Below are 17,737 nucleotides of genomic sequence, written 5' to 3'. Positions count from 1 at the left end.
TTATGCAACAGCAATCGGCCGACACAAATCAAGAAATCGAATTGAATCAAATTAAGGAAAAGCTAAATCAAGGTGCTTCCAATTTTTCGTATTCCATTTATAAAGGAATTATGTATTTGAAAAGAAAGTGGATTGCACTTTCGGTTGTTTTTGTTTTGTGTCTAAGTGGCGGTTTGTTTTTAGACTCACTTCCGGGAAAGTACAATCATTTAGTGATTGTAATGCCAAATTTCATGAGCACGGATTATCTGTATCAGAAAACGGAGTTGTTTAACTCTAAAATCAAAGAAAACGATACCGCTTTCTTTGCAAAGTTGGGCGTGGCTCGCAAGAAGTTAAAAAACATTTCAATGGAACCGATTACCGACGTTTATCAGTTCGTAAAATACAACAGCGATAATTTCGAGATGCTTAAGCTTATTTCGGAAAACAACGACATTGAAAAGGTTTTGAAAGACGAAGTTACTGCAAAGAACTATCCTTACCATCTTATAACAATTACAACCGCTGGAAAAATCTCTAAAAATCAGGTTATCGAACCTTTAATGCTCGAGTATGAAAACAGCGCGTATTTTAAAGCGATACAAAAGTTAGCGATACAAAATAACGAAACTAAAATTGTTGAGAACACACAAACGCTAAACCAAGTGAACAATATTTTAAACGCATTTGGGAAAGGAAGTACTTCGGCTTCAGCGGTATATATCAACGAAAACAGCCAGATCAACGAAATTTTGTTATCGAAAAGCGCTTTGATTACCGAACAAGGAAATAGACAAATAGAGCGACTGACTAATGATAAGATCGCTAAAGTTGTGAGTATAACGCCGAATATCAAATCCAAATCTTCCTTGAACGGATCCTACTTTTTAGTCTTGCCTTTGGTAGGTATAATTGGATTTTTACTTTTTGGGTTGCTCTCTGCGTTTCTTGCTAAAAATAAAGCCCGTTTTCTAGCGGAAAGAAAATAGTTATGAAAGGAATCATTCTCGCAGGCGGCTCCGGTACGCGCCTACATCCGCTTACGTTGGCAGTAAGTAAACAGCTAATGCCGATTTACGATAAACCGATGATTTATTACCCACTATCCACTTTAATGTGGTCGGGAATTCGGGAAATCTTAATCATTTCTACACCACACGACTTGCCTCTGTTTCGCCAACTTTTAGGTGACGGAAAGCGCTTGGGTTGTCGGTTTGAGTACGCCGTTCAAGAACATCCTAATGGTTTGGCCGAGGCTTTCATAATTGGTAAAGATTTTATTGGAAGCGATAAAGTGGCATTGGTTTTAGGAGATAATATCTTTTATGGAACAGGACTTGCCGATTTATTACAAGCAAACAATAATCCAAACGGTGGAATCATCTATGCTTATCACGTACAAGATCCAGAACGCTATGGTGTAGTAGAATTCGACAAGCAAGGAAAAGTGCTTTCTATCGAGGAAAAACCGCTAGTTCCCAAATCAAATTTCGCTGTTCCTGGAATTTATTTCTACGATAATCAAGTTGTGGAAATAGCCTCGAATATCAAGCCAAGTGCGCGTGGTGAAATCGAGATTACAGATGTTAATAAAGCCTACTTGCAACAAGGAAAATTACAAGTGAGCATTCTTGATCGCGGAACCGCTTGGTTTGACACCGGAACGTTTAATTCGCTTATGCAAGCGTCGCAGTTTGTTCAAGTAATTGAAGAGCGGCAAGGTTTGAAAATTGGTTCTATTGAAGAAGCTGCTTTCAAAATGGGATACATCGACGCGCAGCAGCTCGAAGCACTGGCACAACCCTTATTGAAAAGTGGGTATGGAAAACATTTAATTGAAATTATCAACGGATGAAAGCTATAGAAACGACTTTAAAAGGCTGTTTCGTTCTAGAACCCACGGTTATACCCGACGGAAGAGGCTATTTTATGGAGAGCTTCAACAAAAGGAAATTCGCCGAAGCGGTAGGTCATGAGGTCGATTTTGTGCAAGACAATCAATCGTTTTCCACTCGCGGCGTTATTCGCGGCTTGCATTACCAACGCGGCGAGCATGCTCAGGCAAAACTGGTACGCGTTTTACAGGGCGAAGTTTTAGATGTGGCCGTTGATTTACGACCCAATTCGCCAACGTACGGTAAAGTGGAAACCGTTTTGCTTTCCGCAGAAAACCAGAAACAGTTTTTCGTTCCACGCGGTTTTGCACACGGATTTGTGGTATTATCTGAAACGGCAGTTTTCTTCTATAAATGCGATAATTACTACAATAAAGCTAGTGAAGGCGGTGTGTTTTTCAACGATCCAGATTTAGCTATCGATTGGCAGATAACAGAGCAAGAGCTCATTATTTCAGAGAAAGACCAAAATCTTCCATTCCTAAAAGAAGCGTTGCCGGTATGAAAGTGTTGGTAACTGGAGCAAACGGACAACTTGGGCAGTGTTTGCAAGAACTGGCGCCACAATTTCAAAATCTCGAGTTTACATTTTGCAGCTCACATGAACTAGACATTACCCAGCAGCTACAAATTGAGGATAAATTTTCAGAACTCCGTCCCGACTTCTGTATCAATGCTGCGGCCTACACGGCAGTAGATAAAGCCGAATCAGAATCAGCGCGCGCCTTTCTAATAAACGAAACTGCGGTTGGTTATTTAGCATTGGCTTGTAAAAAATTCAATACTTCACTTATACACGTTTCAACCGATTTTGTTTTCGACGGAACTAAGAACACGCCGTATCAAGAAACCGACGCGGTAAATCCTTTAGGTGTTTACGGACAAAGTAAACTAGCCGGAGAGCAGCGAATTCAGGAAATTTTGGAACCCTTTTATATTGTTCGAACTTCTTGGGTGTATTCCGATTACGGACACAATTTTAAGAAAACCATGCTGCGTCTGGGTAAAGAACGCGGAACGGTTTCCGTGGTAAACGATCAAAGAGGCTGCCCGACGCATGCAATCGACTTAGCGCAGGCATTATTGGCTATAGTAAACGCAAAAAATCAAAAAGAGGTACCTTTTGGTATTTATCACTTCTGTGGAAACAAAGAAATGACGTGGTATTCGTTTGCGATTAAGATCTTTGAAGAGGCAGAGCTGAAAGTTGCAGTAACGCCAATTCCAACTTCCGATTTTCCAACGCCAGCAAAAAGACCGGCTTATAGTGTTTTAGATCGCAGCAAGTGGGACCAAACTTTTAAAAAAGAAGCCTAATGAAATTATCAGTAGTTTCTCCGGTTTACAAAGCTGAGCGCATTATTCCAACCTTGGTTGAACGCATCGAGCAAGCAGTTTCACCGATTTTTAATGACTATGAAATTGTTTTGGTAGAAGATTGTAGTCCGGATAATAGTTGGGCAGTTATTGAAGCACTCGCCGCAAAGAATCACCGAATTGTCGCTGCAAAACTCAGTAAGAATTTTGGGCAACATCCGGCTATAATAGCAGGCTTGTCTTTGGCCACAGGCGATAAAATTGTGGTTATGGATTGCGATCTGCAAGACCAACCCGAAGAAATAGAAAAGTTATTTAAAGCAATGCAAACAGGTTACGACATTGTTTTAGCGAAACGCAGTAACCGACAGGACGGCTTTTTCAAAAAACTCTTTTCGCGAATATTCTTCAAAACGTACAGTTACTTGACCGACAGTAAATTCGATAATACTATAGCTAATTTTGGAATTTACGATCGCAAAGTGATCGATGAGGTTTTAAAGATGAGCGATTACATCAAGTCATTTCCGCTCTTTGTAAATTGGGTGGGTTTTCGCAGTACGTCAATCGAAGTAGCACACGCCAAAAGAGCCGAGGGAAAAACCTCGTACACTTACGGAAAGTTATTTAGATTGGCATTTGATACGATCATTTCTTTTTCCAATAAGCCGTTAAAAATCTTTGTAAAGCTTGGCATGTGTATTTCCTTGATTTCATTTCTAGCAGGAATATATACACTTTACAAGTACCTTGCAGGTGAAATAAAGGTTTTAGGTTATAGCTCGATCATGATTTCGATCTGGTTTTTATCTGGAATAATGATAACCATAATTGGAGTCGTGGGTATTTATATCGGTAAGATCTTTGATCAATCGAAAAACAGAAAGCCGTTTATAGTAGAAAAAACTGTGAATTATGAGTCCTAAGAACATCGCTGCTGATGAAATTTACATCGGAAAGAACACGATAATTGAGCCTTCTGCAGTTATTCGAGGTATTAATGGAAATGCACGTCGCATCGTTATCGGAGATAATTGTTACATCGGAACGAACGTGCAGATTATTTGCGATGATTTTTCGTTAGGTGATTATTCCAAAATCCAACACGACACCAATATTCACGGGTATTTGCCTTGTCGAATTGGTCATAATGCCTGGATTGGTCAGTTTTCTATTATCGACTCGATAGGAGGAACTACGATTGGGAATAATTGTGGAATAGGAGCCCATTCGCAGATTTGGAGTCATATTAAGTACGGCGATACGCTGGAAGGGTGTCGGTTTTTGTCGGAAAAACCTATGCAAATTGGCAACGATGTTTGGTTTGTAGGACATTGTATCGTTTCACCGATAATTGCTGCTGATAAGTCGATGGCCATGGTGGGTTCGGTGGTTACTAAAGACATGAATTACAACGAAATTTACGCAGGTTCGCCAGCAAAGTCGATTTCGGACAAAGTAGGATTTCAATTTAAAGAAGTTTCGGTGTCGGAAAAATTCCAGAAAATGCGCGCGTATTTGCAACAGTGGAATGCTAATGCTAGATCTATTGAAATTGTTAGTGACGTTTCTGAAATAGATTTTTCAAAAAGCGATATTTCGTTTTTCAACGTTTCCGATCGCACTTACACCAAAAGAAGTAGTGAAGAAGAAATTGCATTTATGAAGTTTTTACTTCCTGCGAAAGCAAAATTTACGCCAATCGTCTGATTATGAATATCCCGTTTAACAAACCGTACTTGAGTGGAAAAGAAACTTTCTATATTGAAGACGCCGTAAAAAGTGGTAAAATATCAGGAAATGGCACCTATACCCAAAAATGCCAGACGTTTTTTGAGCAGCAGTACGGATTCGCGAAATGTTTGTTAACAACCTCTTGTACTGATGCGCTTGAAATGGCCGCGATTTTAGTGGGAATTGAACCAGGCGATGAGGTTATTATGCCTTCGTACACGTTTGTTTCTACTGCCAATGCATTCATTTTGCGCGGCGCCAAAATTGTCTTTGCTGATAGTCGATCCGATCATCCGAATATAGACGAAAACAGTTTAGAATCCTTGATTACGGCACGTACCAAAGCTATTGTTGTGGTTCATTATGCCGGTGTTGCTTGTCATATGGAACCGATAATGGCACTTGCAAAGCAACATGATTTATTTGTTATTGAAGATGCAGCGCAGGCAATAGATAGCTATTACACTTTCGCCGACGGCACTAAAAAGGCTTTGGGTTCCATCGGTCATTTAGCGGCTTTTTCATTCCACGAAACCAAGAATATTATTTCTGGAGAGGGCGGGATGTTAGCGGTAAACGATGAGCAATTTGCGAAGCGTGCCGAGATTATATGGGAAAAAGGAACCAACCGCTCGTCGTTTTTTAGAGGGGAAGTCGATAAATACGGTTGGGTAGATATCGGCAGTTCGTTTTTGCCATCTGAAATAGTTGCCGCTTTTTTGTGGGCACAGCTCGAAAATTTAGCAGATATTCAGCGAAAGCGCAAAGCCATTTGGGACGCTTATTACACAAATTTAGCTTCTTGGGCCGCCGAAAAGAACATCAAAGTTCCAGAATTACCAGTGTACGCAAGCAATAACGGGCACATGTTTTATTTGATTTGTACGAGTTTAGAACAAAGAACGGCGGTTATAAATCTATTAAAAGCACACGGAATTTTAGCGGTTTTTCATTATTTGAGCTTGCACAAGAGTCCGTTTTATCACGAACGCCACGATGGAAGATGTTTGGTTAATAGCGATCATTTTACCGATGTTTTAGTTAGATTGCCGCTGTATTATGAATTAGATGTGGAGGAAGTGATTGGGGTTTTGAGGGAGTTTAATAAATAAGATAACGTTGACTAGCAGTAAGATATCACAAATAAATGAATAGAATTTTAAAAATATGTTGTCTTACTCCTGTATTTAACGATTGGGAGAGTTTTCAAATTCTGCTGAATCGGCTTGAATTCTTGCTTAAAGATCACGATTTGGAACTAAGAGTTTTTGCAATCAACGATGGTTCTACCGAACAGCAACCTTTCTTAGAAACAAAACTTGAGGTAATAACGGTTCATCTTAAATTAAACATTGGTCATCAGCGAGCTATTGCAGTGGGTCTTCAATACATCTACAACGAAGTTACCGATTACGATTACGTGGTTGTAATGGACAGCGACGGTGAGGACCGACCCGAAGATATTCCGGCCTTAATAGCTTCCGCAGAGAGAGAACACAGTAAGAAAATTGTATTCGCACAACGCAAAAAGCGCCAAGAGTCTGTTTGGTTTAAAACGGGCTATTTTTTTTATAAAAACCTGTTTCATTTTCTCACAGGCCAGCGAATAAGTTTTGGAAATTTTAGCAGCATTCCTAAAAACCTGTTAGGGAAGGTGGTGCATCAGCACAATATATGGAATCATTATTCGGGAGGTATCATCCAATCGAGAATCCCGTACACACAAGTGGAGTTGGATCGAGGTAAACGTTACAAGGGTGTTTCAAAAATGAACTTTAACGGATTGATCTTACACGGCTTGAGTTCAATAGCCGTGTATTTTGACTTTTTATCTCTCCGCATTTTAAGAGTCTCCTTGTATGGAATTGCCATTTGTTTTATATCTGTATTATATATTTTATACCAGAAGTTATTTACAGATAATGCCATACCTGGCTGGGCCTCTAGTTTAATTTTGATTATTTCTGGAATCATACTTCAGTTGTTTTCAGTTACTTTAATTGTATTGCTGTTGCAATTAAGTTCACGAAAAAATATTTCCGAACCCAAAGCCGACATTTATAGAAGCTTTATTGATTCGATAACAAAAGCAAATGATGAAGCAAATTAAAGATCATGCAGTAATCATCGGAGTATTGCTCGTTGCCATTTTATTGCGATTTTATAAAATTGACTATCAGAGTGTATGGATAGATGAAATACATTCTTTAAACGAAGCCAACCCACAAAGAGACCTATCTCAAGTTTACCGAGCTATAGTAGAAGGCGAACAAATCCCACCTTTATACTTTTATTCGCTGTATTTTTTGTTTAAAATTTTTGGCTACACGACCTACGTAGCACGAGCGTATTCGGCAATCATTGGAATACTAAGTTTGTTAGCGATTTACAAACTTGGAATTGCTTTTTTTTCGAAACGCGTTGGTTATTTAGCGGCGCTTATTGTGGCGGCAAATCCGTTTCATCTATCGTATTCTCAGGAAGCACGGCCGTATATGTTGCTCTTTTTGTTTACCATACTTGCATTGCATATGCTTTTACGGTTTATGAAGAAACCCAACGTTAAATCGGCTGCTTGGCTTGGCTTTACGGCAGGGATAATGATAAGCATCCATTTTTTCGGACTCTTTGTACTAGCAGCCTTTTATTTTATCCTACTGGTTTCACTATTCTTTAAAGAGCTCAAGGAACGCTGGATGGTTGTACGATTTGGTATTTTGTCTGGGATAATTACTTTGCTGTTATTTTTACCAGCGGCACCCATATTTTTAAAAGCTAGCGAAATCAAGCAATTTTGGATACCTGTACCAACCAATGATGTTGTTTTATTGATTTTTAAAGAGTTTTTTGGCAACAACAATATGCTTCTTAACTTTATTTACCTCTTGTTTTTCTTTCTATTCTTTTGCTTGGCTCGCGAATTTAGAAGAGAACTGCAAGCGGGGAAAAGTTTTAAGGAAGTAGTAAAAAACAAATTAGTTTTTAGTATTTCAATGTTTATGGCGATCATCGTTATTGTTGTTGCCATACCGTTAGTTCGATCTTATCTGTCAGTTCCTATGATGGTTAGCCGATATTTCATTGTTGTAATTCCATTATTGGCGTTGATGTTAGCTATTGCTATCGATTTATTGAAAAATAAATGGGCAATTACAGTTGCTAGCATGGTCTTTTTGGCACTTTCGTTAAATCATATCTTAAACGAAGATCAGTATTATTCCAGAATTCAAAAAACACAATTTCGAGAAACTACTAATTTCATAAAAGAGAACAACGAAAAGAGAGACAAAATAGTGAGTAGTTTAGGATGGTATTTACCGTTTTTTTTGCATAACGACAGCACATATCAGGAAGTCCAAGAAATGAGTTTAGACAATTATGTTGCTTTAGTTAAGAAAGACACCACTTCGCTAAAATCCTTTTGGTATTTTGATGCTTTTGGTCGGGAATATAAACCGAATGGTGAGACTAAAGAATTTTTAAATAAGTACTTTTTTGTTGATAAAGAATTTAATGGTTTTGATACATGGGTGAAGCATTTCAAAGCAAAAAATGATTTGAGTGAGTCGACGAAACTAGTAATAACGATATCTTCAAAGGAGTCGGCTGCTGCAAACTTGAAATATACAGAACAAACTGCTGATAAAAGAAGCCAAAAAAGACAAGTGTTATTGCAGATTTTTGCTTCAAACCAGCCGCAAGAACTAGCATTTCCTTTAGCAAAAGCCGATTTTAACAACGACGTTTCAATTAGTTTCACCCAAAGTAAAACAGACATCATAATCAGCAAACTACAGTTAAGTATTGATAATTTTTCATACACCTTTTCTGGCATGCAACTTTCGGAAATTTTCAAACCAAACAAATACTGTACATTTGATCCGAAGACAAATCAGCTAAAAATAGAAATGTCTGAAACTACACGTAACATGACGGTTAGCGCAAGTGAAAACTTAAAAAGGGTAATTCAAAATCTACAAAAATAGCGTCGGTAACAGCGGTTTAAAGAATAGACATTCAAATTTTTGCAACGACTTTTCTAATAGTTGCTATACAATTTTATGTTGAAGATAAGATTGGTAAGTACAGAATAAAAAACCCGCGTTCGATCAAAGACCTTTGTCTGATCGCTTAAAATGAACAATTTAGGCAGACAAAAAAACTAGTTACGAACAATTTCAAGCCAGTCATTTTAAAACGCGTTTATTTCGTTATTCTTTGCGATGGCTCGAAATCATGAGAAAACAGGTCTTACACTCAACTATTTATGTACTTTTTTAACTGAATTTTTAATTCCTACCAAGTTTAAAAAGCATGTTTTCGGTGCTAATCAGAGTCGTTTTCCAATTTTAAAACCACCATCCATTGTGGTGAGATTTGTGAGTATGATTTAGCTCTTTACAGTTACTTGCAAAAAGTAATAAATCCATAATTTTCCTCAACAGCCGTCATCAATGCAATCGCATGGATTGCCTGCATACATCGAAGAATTAATGTACTTTGAAATTGTATATTTGCGGCGTATCTAGCATTTTCAGCTTTTATTTGGGAAAGAAAACTACTTAAACACAAAGAAATGACAATACTGGTTGGTCACTCAGGTTTTGTGGGGTCAAATTTAATGCAACAATATAATTTTGATGTTGCCGTTAATTCTACCAACGTGAACAGCGCCTTCGGTTTACAACCCGATTTGTTGGTATATTCGGGAGTTAGAGCCGAAAAATTTCTTGCAAATGCTTCAGCTGAAGAGGATTTTAAGTTAATTCAAACCGCTATCGATAACATCAGTAAGATTAATCCTAAAAAGATTATTTTGATTTCAACAGTCGACGTATATCCAACTCCTACTGCGGTCGATGAAGATTTTGAGATAGATGAATTAAAACAGGAGCCTTATGGCAAAAACAGATTTTATCTGGAACGCTGGGTAGAGCAAAATTTCACAGACTATTTAATTGTGCGATTGCCTGGCTTGTTTGGGAAGTCTTTAAAGAAGAATTTCATCTATGATGCTATTCATATTTCTCCCAAAATGTTGTCTATAAAAAAATACGACGAGCTTCTAGAACAAGATTTTGACTTAAAAAACTACTACCATTTGCAGCCAAACGGATTTTATCATCTTAAAGAAGATCTTTCAGAGTCGGATAGATCCTTCTTGAAAAAGCAGTTTCTAGACATCGGTTTTTCCGCTTTAAACTTTACAGACAGTCGCGGACAATTCCAATTTTATAACCTAAAAAATCTTTGGAGCGATATTAATTTGCTTTTAGATGCTGGTGTTAAGAAGGTAAATTTGGTAACCGAGCCCGTTTTGATAAGTCAGATTTACCACTTAATTTTTGACAAGCCCTTTGTAAACGAAATTTTTCAAACACCACCTTCTTACAATTTGTATACAAAACACGCAAATGTCTTCAACCGAACCGGACCCTATATCCGTGATAAAGAAGATGTTTTAAATGAGATAGTAGATTTTATTAAACAAAATAAGCAATGAAACTTGCAATATCAAATATTGCTTGGGACGAGGCAATAGACTCCTTTTTTTATACCTATCTTCAAAAAATAGGATTTGATTCCATTGAAATTGCTCCAACAAGATTATTTGGTAACGCACCGTACAGCGAACTATCTCAAGCAAGAACTTTTAAGCAACGGCTTTGGGAAGAGAATCAATTAACCGTTTGCTCTTTACAATCCATTTTATTTGGTCGTACTGAGTCGATTTTTGATAATCCTGATGACCGAAAAGCGATCTCCAATTACTGTAAAGAAGCAATTTTATTTGCGAGCGCAATTAGCTGCCCTAACCTTGTATTTGGATCTCCGAAAAACAGAATTATTAAAGATGGTCAGTATAGTCTGGCACAGAGCTTTTTTAAAGAGCTTGGCGATTTTGCACATGTGCACAATACCAACTTAGCGCTAGAGCCGAATCCAACAATTTACGGTACAAACTTTATCAACACCACGCGTGAAGCGATTGATTTTGTCGGAGAATTAAATTGCCCAGGATTAAAAATTAACTTTGATCTGGGTGCTTTTATCCACAACAAAGAAGATATTTCCGTTTTAGAAGACGCCGTTCATCTTATTAATCATGTTCATATTAGCGAACCCTATCTTGAGATGATTGTGGAACGTCCTGTACATAAGAAGCTGCTAAAGTTTTTAAGCGCTAAGGGATACGAAAATTTTATATCGATTGAGATGAAGCGAGCAGAAAACGTTAGTGACATTCAGAAAGTATGTGAATATATTAAAAACTGCCGTGATGGAATATAGTTTAATACGAGGCGTTCCTGATTTTACAGCACAGGTATTCCGGCCACAACGTTCAAAATATTGTTTGTGTATTCCTGTGATTAATGAAGGAAATCGCATTCAAGCGGAACTTAAACGGGCATTTGATGCAGGAATTGATAAAATCGTTGACATCATCATTTGTGATGGAGGGTCAACCGATGGTTCGCTTTCCGAAGAAATTCTGGAGTCGTTAGGCGTACAATCCCTTCTTATAAAGCGAGGTCCTGGTAAACAAGGCGCCCAACTACGAATGGGATTTTGGTTTGCACTAAATCAAGATTACAGCGGTATTTTAACAATCGATGGAAACAATAAAGACAGTATTGAGTCTGTTCCGAAATTTATTGAGAAGTTAGAAGAAGGCTATGATTTTGTTCAGGGTTCAAGATATTTACAAGGTGGCGAGGCAGTAAATACTCCACTGATAAGGCATTTAGCTGTAACTTTCATTCATGCTCCAATAATAACCCTTACTGCTAAACATAAGTTTACCGACACTACAAATGCTTTTCGAGGGTATTCTAGGAAGTATCTTACTCATGCTTCTGTGCAACCCCTACGCGACATTTTTGTTACTTACGAACTGCTTGCCTATCTTTCAGTTCGCGCTTCCCAATTAGGAATGAAAGTAACTGAAGTTCCTGTGTCAAGGGTTTATCCAGCAAAGGGTAAAACGCCAACGAAAATAAGTTTCTTCAAGGGAAATGGCGGTTTACTTAAAATCTTATTTCTTAACCTTCTAGGACGCTACAAACCTTTATGAAAAAATTCTTGAAAGACACTGCCGTATTCTGGAATGAACAACCAAGGCTATCTCGGGCTTTGCTGACGTTAAGCGCTTTTTTCGCGTTTACAGCTTTTTTACCCATATTAAACGTGTTGTTTAAATTCGTACCAGAAGTAAACGACTTTTCAGATCACGTTATTTCAAACGGTAGCTTTAATGATTTAGATGCAGGTAAACGAGTTTCATTATTTTACAAGGTGGTATTAGGCATACCCTTATTCACCGGATTTTTGTTTCTTATACTCACTGCGCTATTTACAAGTAAAAAAACGTCACAATCGCCAGTTTCAGAGGGCTTAACCTCAACTACAAACACTGTGGCAATTGTGGGTATAGCTTGTGCATTTGCCAGTGTTTTGCTCTCTAGTTTTGACTTTGGACTCGCCTTTCTTTTAGCGCTGTCGGTTCAACTGGTATATGATTTAACTCGAAGCAAAGAAAGCGAGCAGTTGGCTTTCTGGACGGTTTTAATTTCCATACCACTTACAATAATCTCTTATCTAGCTCTAGTAAAGAACTATACTTTTATTTCTAATAAACAATTGATTATTGACGATGTCGCGATAGCTATAAAGCTCGATTCAATTGTTTTTATTTTTTTACTTCTCGCATTTTCGGGACTAGCGCGTTTAATTTTTGGAACAGCTGTGGCTAAAAAATCAGCGCAGCTTATTGAAAAACAAACCATTTTCTTTCAGGCTTCAGCAAGGATTTTGCTAACAATACCTTTAGCTTCACTAGCATTAGAAGTTTGTAACATTATCAATGTTCGGACAGGGGTTGTGTTCAACATGTCCTTTACCATTTACTTAGTACTATTTGCGTGTACAGTTGTTGCGGCAGTTTATCGATATAAAACGTTGCTGAGAAAACCATCTTTAGTTAGTGAAAATCCAATTTCAAAATTTTATTTTCCACTTACTTTACTTTCACTTGCTATTATAGATTCGCAGCCCTGGCGTGTTTTTTATCCTGAGAATGAGTATTTTGAAGCAGCCAATCACGGCTTGTCTATCGATCATTTTTTTAGGTACGGGCAAATTCCAATTATCGAGAACTTTGACGCTCATATGTTAAGCCGACAATTTTTTGGTTACCTATATGGCATGCTAAATGGTTACGAACCTTGGGCGCCTTTTTTGTATGAAAATTATATTTTTGTACTCTATAGTTTGGTAGCCTATTATGTGCTTAAACAAGTAATGGGCCCAATTCCAGCATTTCTGGCGTGGCTCTGCTTTCCACTTTTTGGAATGGTACAAACCGATTATATTTTTTGCGGTGCCGTGGCCTTAAGTTTACTTAATTTGATAAGAAACCAGAACATAAAAAGCAATTATTGGTTTTGGTTTTCAATCGTTGCAGTGTCACTTTACCGACTCGATGTTGGTTTTGCTTGTATCGGCGGTAGTCTCCTTTGCTATACCATTTTAATTATCGCAACAAAAAACTATACTGCTGTAAAGCCCTTGGTAAAATCGGCTGTGGTACTAGCTGCTGTAATTAGTGCTTTGTTTGTTGTTTTGTGCCTAATTAAAGGTGTAAATCCAATAAGTCGATTGCAAGATTTTTTAACCGTAGCGCTGTCGAATCAGAATTGGGTAATTAAGGAAATGGGAAATCAAGACAGTGTGGTTTTCCGACTGCTGTATTATGTGTTACCTCTTTCGGCAACATTTTTATTAGCGTTAGTTATCGGACAAACGCTAACGGGTAAACGCGCGGATTTGTTGCGCCAAAAAGAAGGAATGAATTTTGCGGCCGTCATTTTCTTTCTGTTTTTTAGCGCCTGCTACATTATCAACATGCCACGAGGTATTGTTCGGCACTCCCTCCAATTTGAAATGACAGTTCGTGTCCTGGGTCCAGTTTCTTTAGCTATAATTGCATTTATCTTCATCAAATCACGACGAAATAATCTTGTCTATTTTTACCTAGTACTCATAACCTTCTCTATACTTGGTAATATGCATGTTCAATCACTAGTTAGTAAGGATAAAAGTTCCATGCACTCGGCTTTAACGGCTGTAAATTTTTCTGTACAATTTAATGAAGCTATCGACTTTAAAGGGACTAGAGTAAATGCTACATTCGACAGTACTGAGGCAAAAAATTTAAAATCTATTTTAGATAGCTATCTGGAACCAGAGGAAACTTATTTTGATTTCGCTTCCGTCAACTACTATTATGCTTTGGTACACAGACAAAATCCAATTTATGTTAACCAAAGCCCACTTCTTTTAAACGGTGAAAAAGCTCAACAAAATGTTGTAAATCAGCTTGAGGATAAGCGAATTCCGGTGGTTTTAATGCCTAGAAAAGACAAACCTTGGTACATCATCGACGGCGTTGCTGTGATATACAAATACTACTTACTCTCAGAATACATTTTTAAGAATTATGAGTTGCTTAAGCACTCCTATTCTTTCGACATTTACGTACGCAAGAGTTTGAAGGAAAAATTCAAAATCCAGGACGCACAGGGAGAGAATCAATCTGCGAGAGGCATAACTATCTCAAATTTCAAGAATATTAATCTCTCCGCGTTATTAAAGCAAAACGTAAATGTGGGTATAGGTTCAAACAACAGTTTGAAAATTAGTCCAGTAGGTACAGATCCGTTTGTATTTGGTATTATAAGTCAGATTCAGTTTCCTGCCACTTTTAATCCAAATACTCCAGTTAAAGTTAAATTTACAGCTGCGGCAAACAGTCCGACTACGGTACAGATTTTCTATCAAATGCCTACAGACGCTAATTTTACCGAAGAGAATTCAAAACGATTTATTTTGAATTCAAAACCTATGCCATGCGAAATTGATTTGCCAGCGTTGCCAAAAGATCTTCGTATTGATGCTGAGGTTTCAGATATTGAAATAACGCAACTTCAAATTGAAAATACAACAAGCGCGGTCTCAACAATCGATACACCTGATGTTTATGAATTAGGCTTTATTCCCAAACTTTGGGGAGGGGAAAGTTCAAATTTGTTTGCAGCTCATAAAGGAAAGAACAATAACGAATTAAGAAATACGGCTACAATTGAAATCCAAAAACGAAATGGAGAGAAAGCGGCCTTTATCGTAGCACAAATAGAAACAAAAGATACCATTCGAGGTAGATTGGATATGTATTCTGGGAACAGCGTTAAAGTTTCATATAATTTTTCAACGAAGAAAGGTATCAATCGATATGCGTTTCGAGTAAGTGCCGATTCGCATTGGTGGAAGTGCGAAATTACCAAAGCAACGTTGAATTTGGACGCACCATCAAAAATCCACTTTTTAGGTCTGACAGATATAAGTGGAAAATCGCTTTCCTACAGCGAAGCAAAAAAGCCATTTAGCCTAAGTAATATCTCGGATGAAAATTGGAAAGCCGGCGTAGGATTGTCGAAAAACACATTGTTAGCAGACTATTCTAAGGATAACTTTGAGCAACTTTCCAACGCAAAAGCTTTGGTTTGTTCAAACGGAAGCACATTGCATATAAAAGCTATAAACCGTGTTGGAAACTACATACATATTGACGTTGTTGAGAAAGCAGCTGATTATTTGAATGTAGCAGGTTATCCCAACACCTTAAAAATTGAACCTTAGGTGTTGCAGCGATTTGACAAAATAATTTTTGGAGCAGGCTTATATGGATTGTACGCTGCCGACTTTTCAGCGCGCAACAATGAACGTATTTTAGTATTAGAGTTCGATAACGCACCATTTGAGCGCGCGACCTATATAAATCAAGCTCGGGTCCACATGGGATATCATTATCCGAGATCGTTTTCAACCGCAGTTAAATCAGCGAACTATTACGAAGCTTTTAGTACCGATTTTGAATTTGCAATTAAGGACGATTTCGACAAGATTTATGCTATTTCACAGCAATATTCTTGGACAAATGCTGCACAATTCGAGAAATTTTGCACCCAAGCCGAAATTCCTTGCATCGCAATTGACAAGAAAAAGTACTTTAAAGAAGACATGGTTGAAAGTGCATTTTTAAGCAGAGAAAGTACGTTTGATGCGCAGATAATCAGAGATCATTTCGTTTCATCATTAAACAGTTTTAGCAACGTCGAAATTAAGTACAACGTTCGAATCGATCAGATTTATCAATTGGAAGACGAATACCGAATTCGGCTTTCAACAGGGCAGGAATTTGCAACGAAATTTGTACTTAACGCAACGTATGCTTCATTAAATCAAATTATTACAAAATTACCATTTAAGCCAATCGAATTAAAATACGAGTTGTGCGAGGTAATTTTATGTAAAGTAAGCGATTCTATTGCCAATGTAGGTATTACCATAATGGACGGTCCTTTTTTTTCATTGATGCCGTTTGGAAAAACAGGCTTACACTCGTTAACAGCTGTTTCTCACACGCCCCACAAGACAAGTTCTGAGAAGCTCCCCACATTCGATTGTCAGTCTAGAAGCAATAATACATGCTCACCTAAACAGTTAGCCAACTGCAACACTTGTTCGGCAAAACCAAGCTCAGCATGGCCTTTTATGAGTAAATTAGCACGCAAATATTTAAAGGACGACATCGAGCTCGAGTACGTTGATTCGCTGTTTTCCGTTAAGACTATCTTGAAAACCTCTGAAGTTGATGATGCCCGACCCACGCTCATTGTTAAACAATCAAAGCAGCCTACTTTTGTTTCGGTTTTATCTGGAAAAATCAACACCATTTATGACTTAAATCAAATTTTAAAAGATGGAAACTTCGAGTAAAGAAAGTAAAATGGTGTCGGCGGTCGTTTATCTGCACAACGACAGCGAAGTAGTCATTCCCTTTTTAAGGGTTATTGGTCGTTTATTTTCTGAGACATTCGATTTTACAGAGATAATTCTTGTAAATGATTGCTGCACAGACGACACGATATCAAAAATTATAGAATTTAATCAATCAGCGCAATACCAGCTAACGTTGGTTAACATGAGTATTTATCAAGGACTTGAAATATCGATGAATGCAGGAATAGATCTTTCGATGGGCGATTTCGTTTACGAATTTGATGATTTAACTCTCGACTACAATGAAGATATAATCATTAGTTCTTATAAGCACATGGCACGCGGGTTCGATATCATTTCGGTAGCACCATCATCAGATAATACAGCCGTGTCAGGCGTTTTTTACTGGGTTTTCAATCGGTTTTCTCGCAGTAAGTACAAACTTCAGTCAGAACGATTTCGTATTCTTTCTCGTCGTGCCATCAATAGAGCGTACTCGATTAGTAAAACCGCACCTTATCGCAAGGCACTTTACGCTAATAGCGGACTAAGTATTGATGTGATTCGATATAAAATGAATCCGGCTATTCCCAAAAAGCCGCGTCAAAATCCGAAACTTCGAAATCAAATCGCCGTAAATGCCCTAATTCTCTATACAAATCTTGCCTTTAAGATTGCAATAACCATAACTATAACCATGTTATGCCTAACAGCTTTCGCAGGCGTATATGCAGCAGTTATCTACTTTATTGGCGAAAAGCCTATAGCCGGCTGGACAACTACCATGCTTTTGCTGTCAGGGAGTTTTTCTGGCTTGTTTTTTGTACTGACAATAATTATCAAATATTTGTCGTTGGTTGTTGAGATTATTGATACAAAACAAACCTACTTGGTGGAATCAACTCAAAAACTTTAGTTTCAACAAACTTCAAACAAATTTCGAATGTGAAATATGTTTCAAAAAAACG

15 protein-coding genes are annotated in these 17,737 nt (G+C 37.8%); all 15 read left to right on the top strand.

What is annotated here, in order from left to right:
- The first annotated feature begins 2 nt into the window (after positions 1-2).
- The 15 genes from Q0064_RS06880 (at position 3) to Q0064_RS06810 (ending at position 17,685) form a co-directional block, all read left to right on the top strand.
- On the top strand, positions 3-971 hold the full coding sequence (locus Q0064_RS06880; protein WP_298146275.1) for a hypothetical protein: 969 nt from the start codon (positions 3-5) through the stop codon (positions 969-971).
- A 2-nt stretch (positions 972-973) separates the two neighbouring features.
- A complete protein-coding gene (gene rfbA / locus Q0064_RS06875) occupies positions 974-1,837 on the top strand; it encodes a glucose-1-phosphate thymidylyltransferase RfbA (protein ID WP_298146272.1) in 864 nt (287 codons plus the stop codon).
- Positions 1,834-2,382, top strand: a complete 549-nt coding sequence (gene rfbC / locus Q0064_RS06870) for a dTDP-4-dehydrorhamnose 3,5-epimerase (protein ID WP_298146269.1) — start codon at positions 1,834-1,836, stop codon at positions 2,380-2,382. Before rfbA ends, rfbC begins: the two co-directional genes overlap by 4 nt.
- Positions 2,379-3,194, top strand: coding sequence for a dTDP-4-dehydrorhamnose reductase (gene rfbD, locus Q0064_RS06865; protein WP_298146266.1), 816 nt, complete (start codon positions 2,379-2,381; stop codon positions 3,192-3,194). Before rfbC ends, rfbD begins: the two co-directional genes overlap by 4 nt.
- Positions 3,194-4,120 carry a glycosyltransferase family 2 protein gene (locus Q0064_RS06860; protein WP_298146264.1) on the top strand — a complete coding sequence of 309 codons (927 nt, stop codon included), beginning with the start codon at positions 3,194-3,196 and terminating at the stop codon, positions 4,118-4,120. The genes rfbD and Q0064_RS06860 overlap by 1 nt, the downstream gene beginning before the upstream one ends.
- A complete protein-coding gene (locus Q0064_RS06855; protein WP_298146261.1) occupies positions 4,110-4,904 on the top strand; it encodes a hypothetical protein in 795 nt (264 codons plus the stop codon). The genes Q0064_RS06860 and Q0064_RS06855 overlap by 11 nt, the downstream gene beginning before the upstream one ends.
- Before the next feature lie 2 nt (positions 4,905-4,906).
- On the top strand, positions 4,907-6,040 hold the full coding sequence (gene rffA, locus Q0064_RS06850; RefSeq protein ID WP_298146257.1) for a dTDP-4-amino-4,6-dideoxygalactose transaminase: 1,134 nt from the start codon (positions 4,907-4,909) through the stop codon (positions 6,038-6,040).
- 35 nt (positions 6,041-6,075) lie between these two features.
- A complete protein-coding gene (locus Q0064_RS06845; protein WP_298146254.1) occupies positions 6,076-7,038 on the top strand; it encodes a glycosyltransferase in 963 nt (320 codons plus the stop codon).
- Entirely contained in the window at positions 7,025-8,914 is a 1,890-nt protein-coding gene (locus Q0064_RS06840; RefSeq protein WP_298146250.1) for a glycosyltransferase family 39 protein, read from the top strand. Before Q0064_RS06845 ends, Q0064_RS06840 begins: the two co-directional genes overlap by 14 nt.
- A 590-nt stretch (positions 8,915-9,504) precedes the next feature.
- On the top strand, positions 9,505-10,431 hold the full coding sequence (locus Q0064_RS06835) for an NAD-dependent epimerase/dehydratase family protein (RefSeq protein ID WP_298146247.1): 927 nt from the start codon (positions 9,505-9,507) through the stop codon (positions 10,429-10,431).
- Positions 10,428-11,219 carry a sugar phosphate isomerase/epimerase family protein gene (locus tag Q0064_RS06830; RefSeq protein ID WP_298146244.1) on the top strand — a complete coding sequence of 264 codons (792 nt, stop codon included), beginning with the start codon at positions 10,428-10,430 and terminating at the stop codon, positions 11,217-11,219. The genes Q0064_RS06835 and Q0064_RS06830 overlap by 4 nt, the downstream gene beginning before the upstream one ends.
- On the top strand, positions 11,209-12,003 hold the full coding sequence (locus Q0064_RS06825; protein WP_298146242.1) for a glycosyltransferase family 2 protein: 795 nt from the start codon (positions 11,209-11,211) through the stop codon (positions 12,001-12,003). The genes Q0064_RS06830 and Q0064_RS06825 overlap by 11 nt, the downstream gene beginning before the upstream one ends.
- Positions 12,000-15,626, top strand: a complete 3,627-nt coding sequence (locus Q0064_RS06820) for a hypothetical protein (RefSeq protein ID WP_298146239.1) — start codon at positions 12,000-12,002, stop codon at positions 15,624-15,626. The genes Q0064_RS06825 and Q0064_RS06820 overlap by 4 nt, the downstream gene beginning before the upstream one ends.
- The gene (locus Q0064_RS06815; protein ID WP_298146236.1) at positions 15,627-16,766 is read left to right on the top strand and encodes an FAD/NAD(P)-binding protein; all 1,140 of its coding nucleotides are present in this window, start codon (positions 15,627-15,629) and stop codon (positions 16,764-16,766) included.
- The gene (locus tag Q0064_RS06810) at positions 16,750-17,685 is read left to right on the top strand and encodes a glycosyltransferase (protein ID WP_298146233.1); all 936 of its coding nucleotides are present in this window, start codon (positions 16,750-16,752) and stop codon (positions 17,683-17,685) included. The genes Q0064_RS06815 and Q0064_RS06810 overlap by 17 nt, the downstream gene beginning before the upstream one ends.
- The last annotated feature ends 52 nt before the right edge of the window (positions 17,686-17,737 follow it).

The sequence above is a fragment of the Flavobacterium sp. genome (genome assembly GCF_027490375.1).
Classification (GTDB): Bacteria; Bacteroidota; Bacteroidia; order Flavobacteriales; family Flavobacteriaceae; genus Flavobacterium.
Note: the sequence above shows the minus strand (reverse complement) of the source record. Positions and strands in the feature narration are given on the sequence as shown.

Excerpts from the sequence above, each read along its gene's own strand:
- Q0064_RS06880 (WP_298146275.1), top strand. The coding sequence starts at position 3 with ATGCAACAGCAATCGGCCGACACAAATCAAGAAATCGAATTGAATCAA.
- rfbA (WP_298146272.1), top strand. The coding sequence starts at position 974 with ATGAAAGGAATCATTCTCGCAGGCGGCTCCGGTACGCGCCTACATCCG.
- rfbC (WP_298146269.1), top strand. The coding sequence starts at position 1,834 with ATGAAAGCTATAGAAACGACTTTAAAAGGCTGTTTCGTTCTAGAACCC.
- rfbD (WP_298146266.1), top strand. The coding sequence starts at position 2,379 with ATGAAAGTGTTGGTAACTGGAGCAAACGGACAACTTGGGCAGTGTTTG.
- Q0064_RS06860 (WP_298146264.1), top strand. The coding sequence starts at position 3,194 with ATGAAATTATCAGTAGTTTCTCCGGTTTACAAAGCTGAGCGCATTATT.
- Q0064_RS06855 (WP_298146261.1), top strand. The coding sequence starts at position 4,110 with ATGAGTCCTAAGAACATCGCTGCTGATGAAATTTACATCGGAAAGAAC.
- rffA (WP_298146257.1), top strand. The coding sequence starts at position 4,907 with ATGAATATCCCGTTTAACAAACCGTACTTGAGTGGAAAAGAAACTTTC.
- Q0064_RS06845 (WP_298146254.1), top strand. The coding sequence starts at position 6,076 with ATGAATAGAATTTTAAAAATATGTTGTCTTACTCCTGTATTTAACGAT.
- Q0064_RS06840 (WP_298146250.1), top strand. The coding sequence starts at position 7,025 with ATGAAGCAAATTAAAGATCATGCAGTAATCATCGGAGTATTGCTCGTT.
- Q0064_RS06835 (WP_298146247.1), top strand. The coding sequence starts at position 9,505 with ATGACAATACTGGTTGGTCACTCAGGTTTTGTGGGGTCAAATTTAATG.
- Q0064_RS06830 (WP_298146244.1), top strand. The coding sequence starts at position 10,428 with ATGAAACTTGCAATATCAAATATTGCTTGGGACGAGGCAATAGACTCC.
- Q0064_RS06825 (WP_298146242.1), top strand. The coding sequence starts at position 11,209 with ATGGAATATAGTTTAATACGAGGCGTTCCTGATTTTACAGCACAGGTA.
- Q0064_RS06820 (WP_298146239.1), top strand. The coding sequence starts at position 12,000 with ATGAAAAAATTCTTGAAAGACACTGCCGTATTCTGGAATGAACAACCA.
- Q0064_RS06810 (WP_298146233.1), top strand. The coding sequence starts at position 16,750 with ATGGAAACTTCGAGTAAAGAAAGTAAAATGGTGTCGGCGGTCGTTTAT.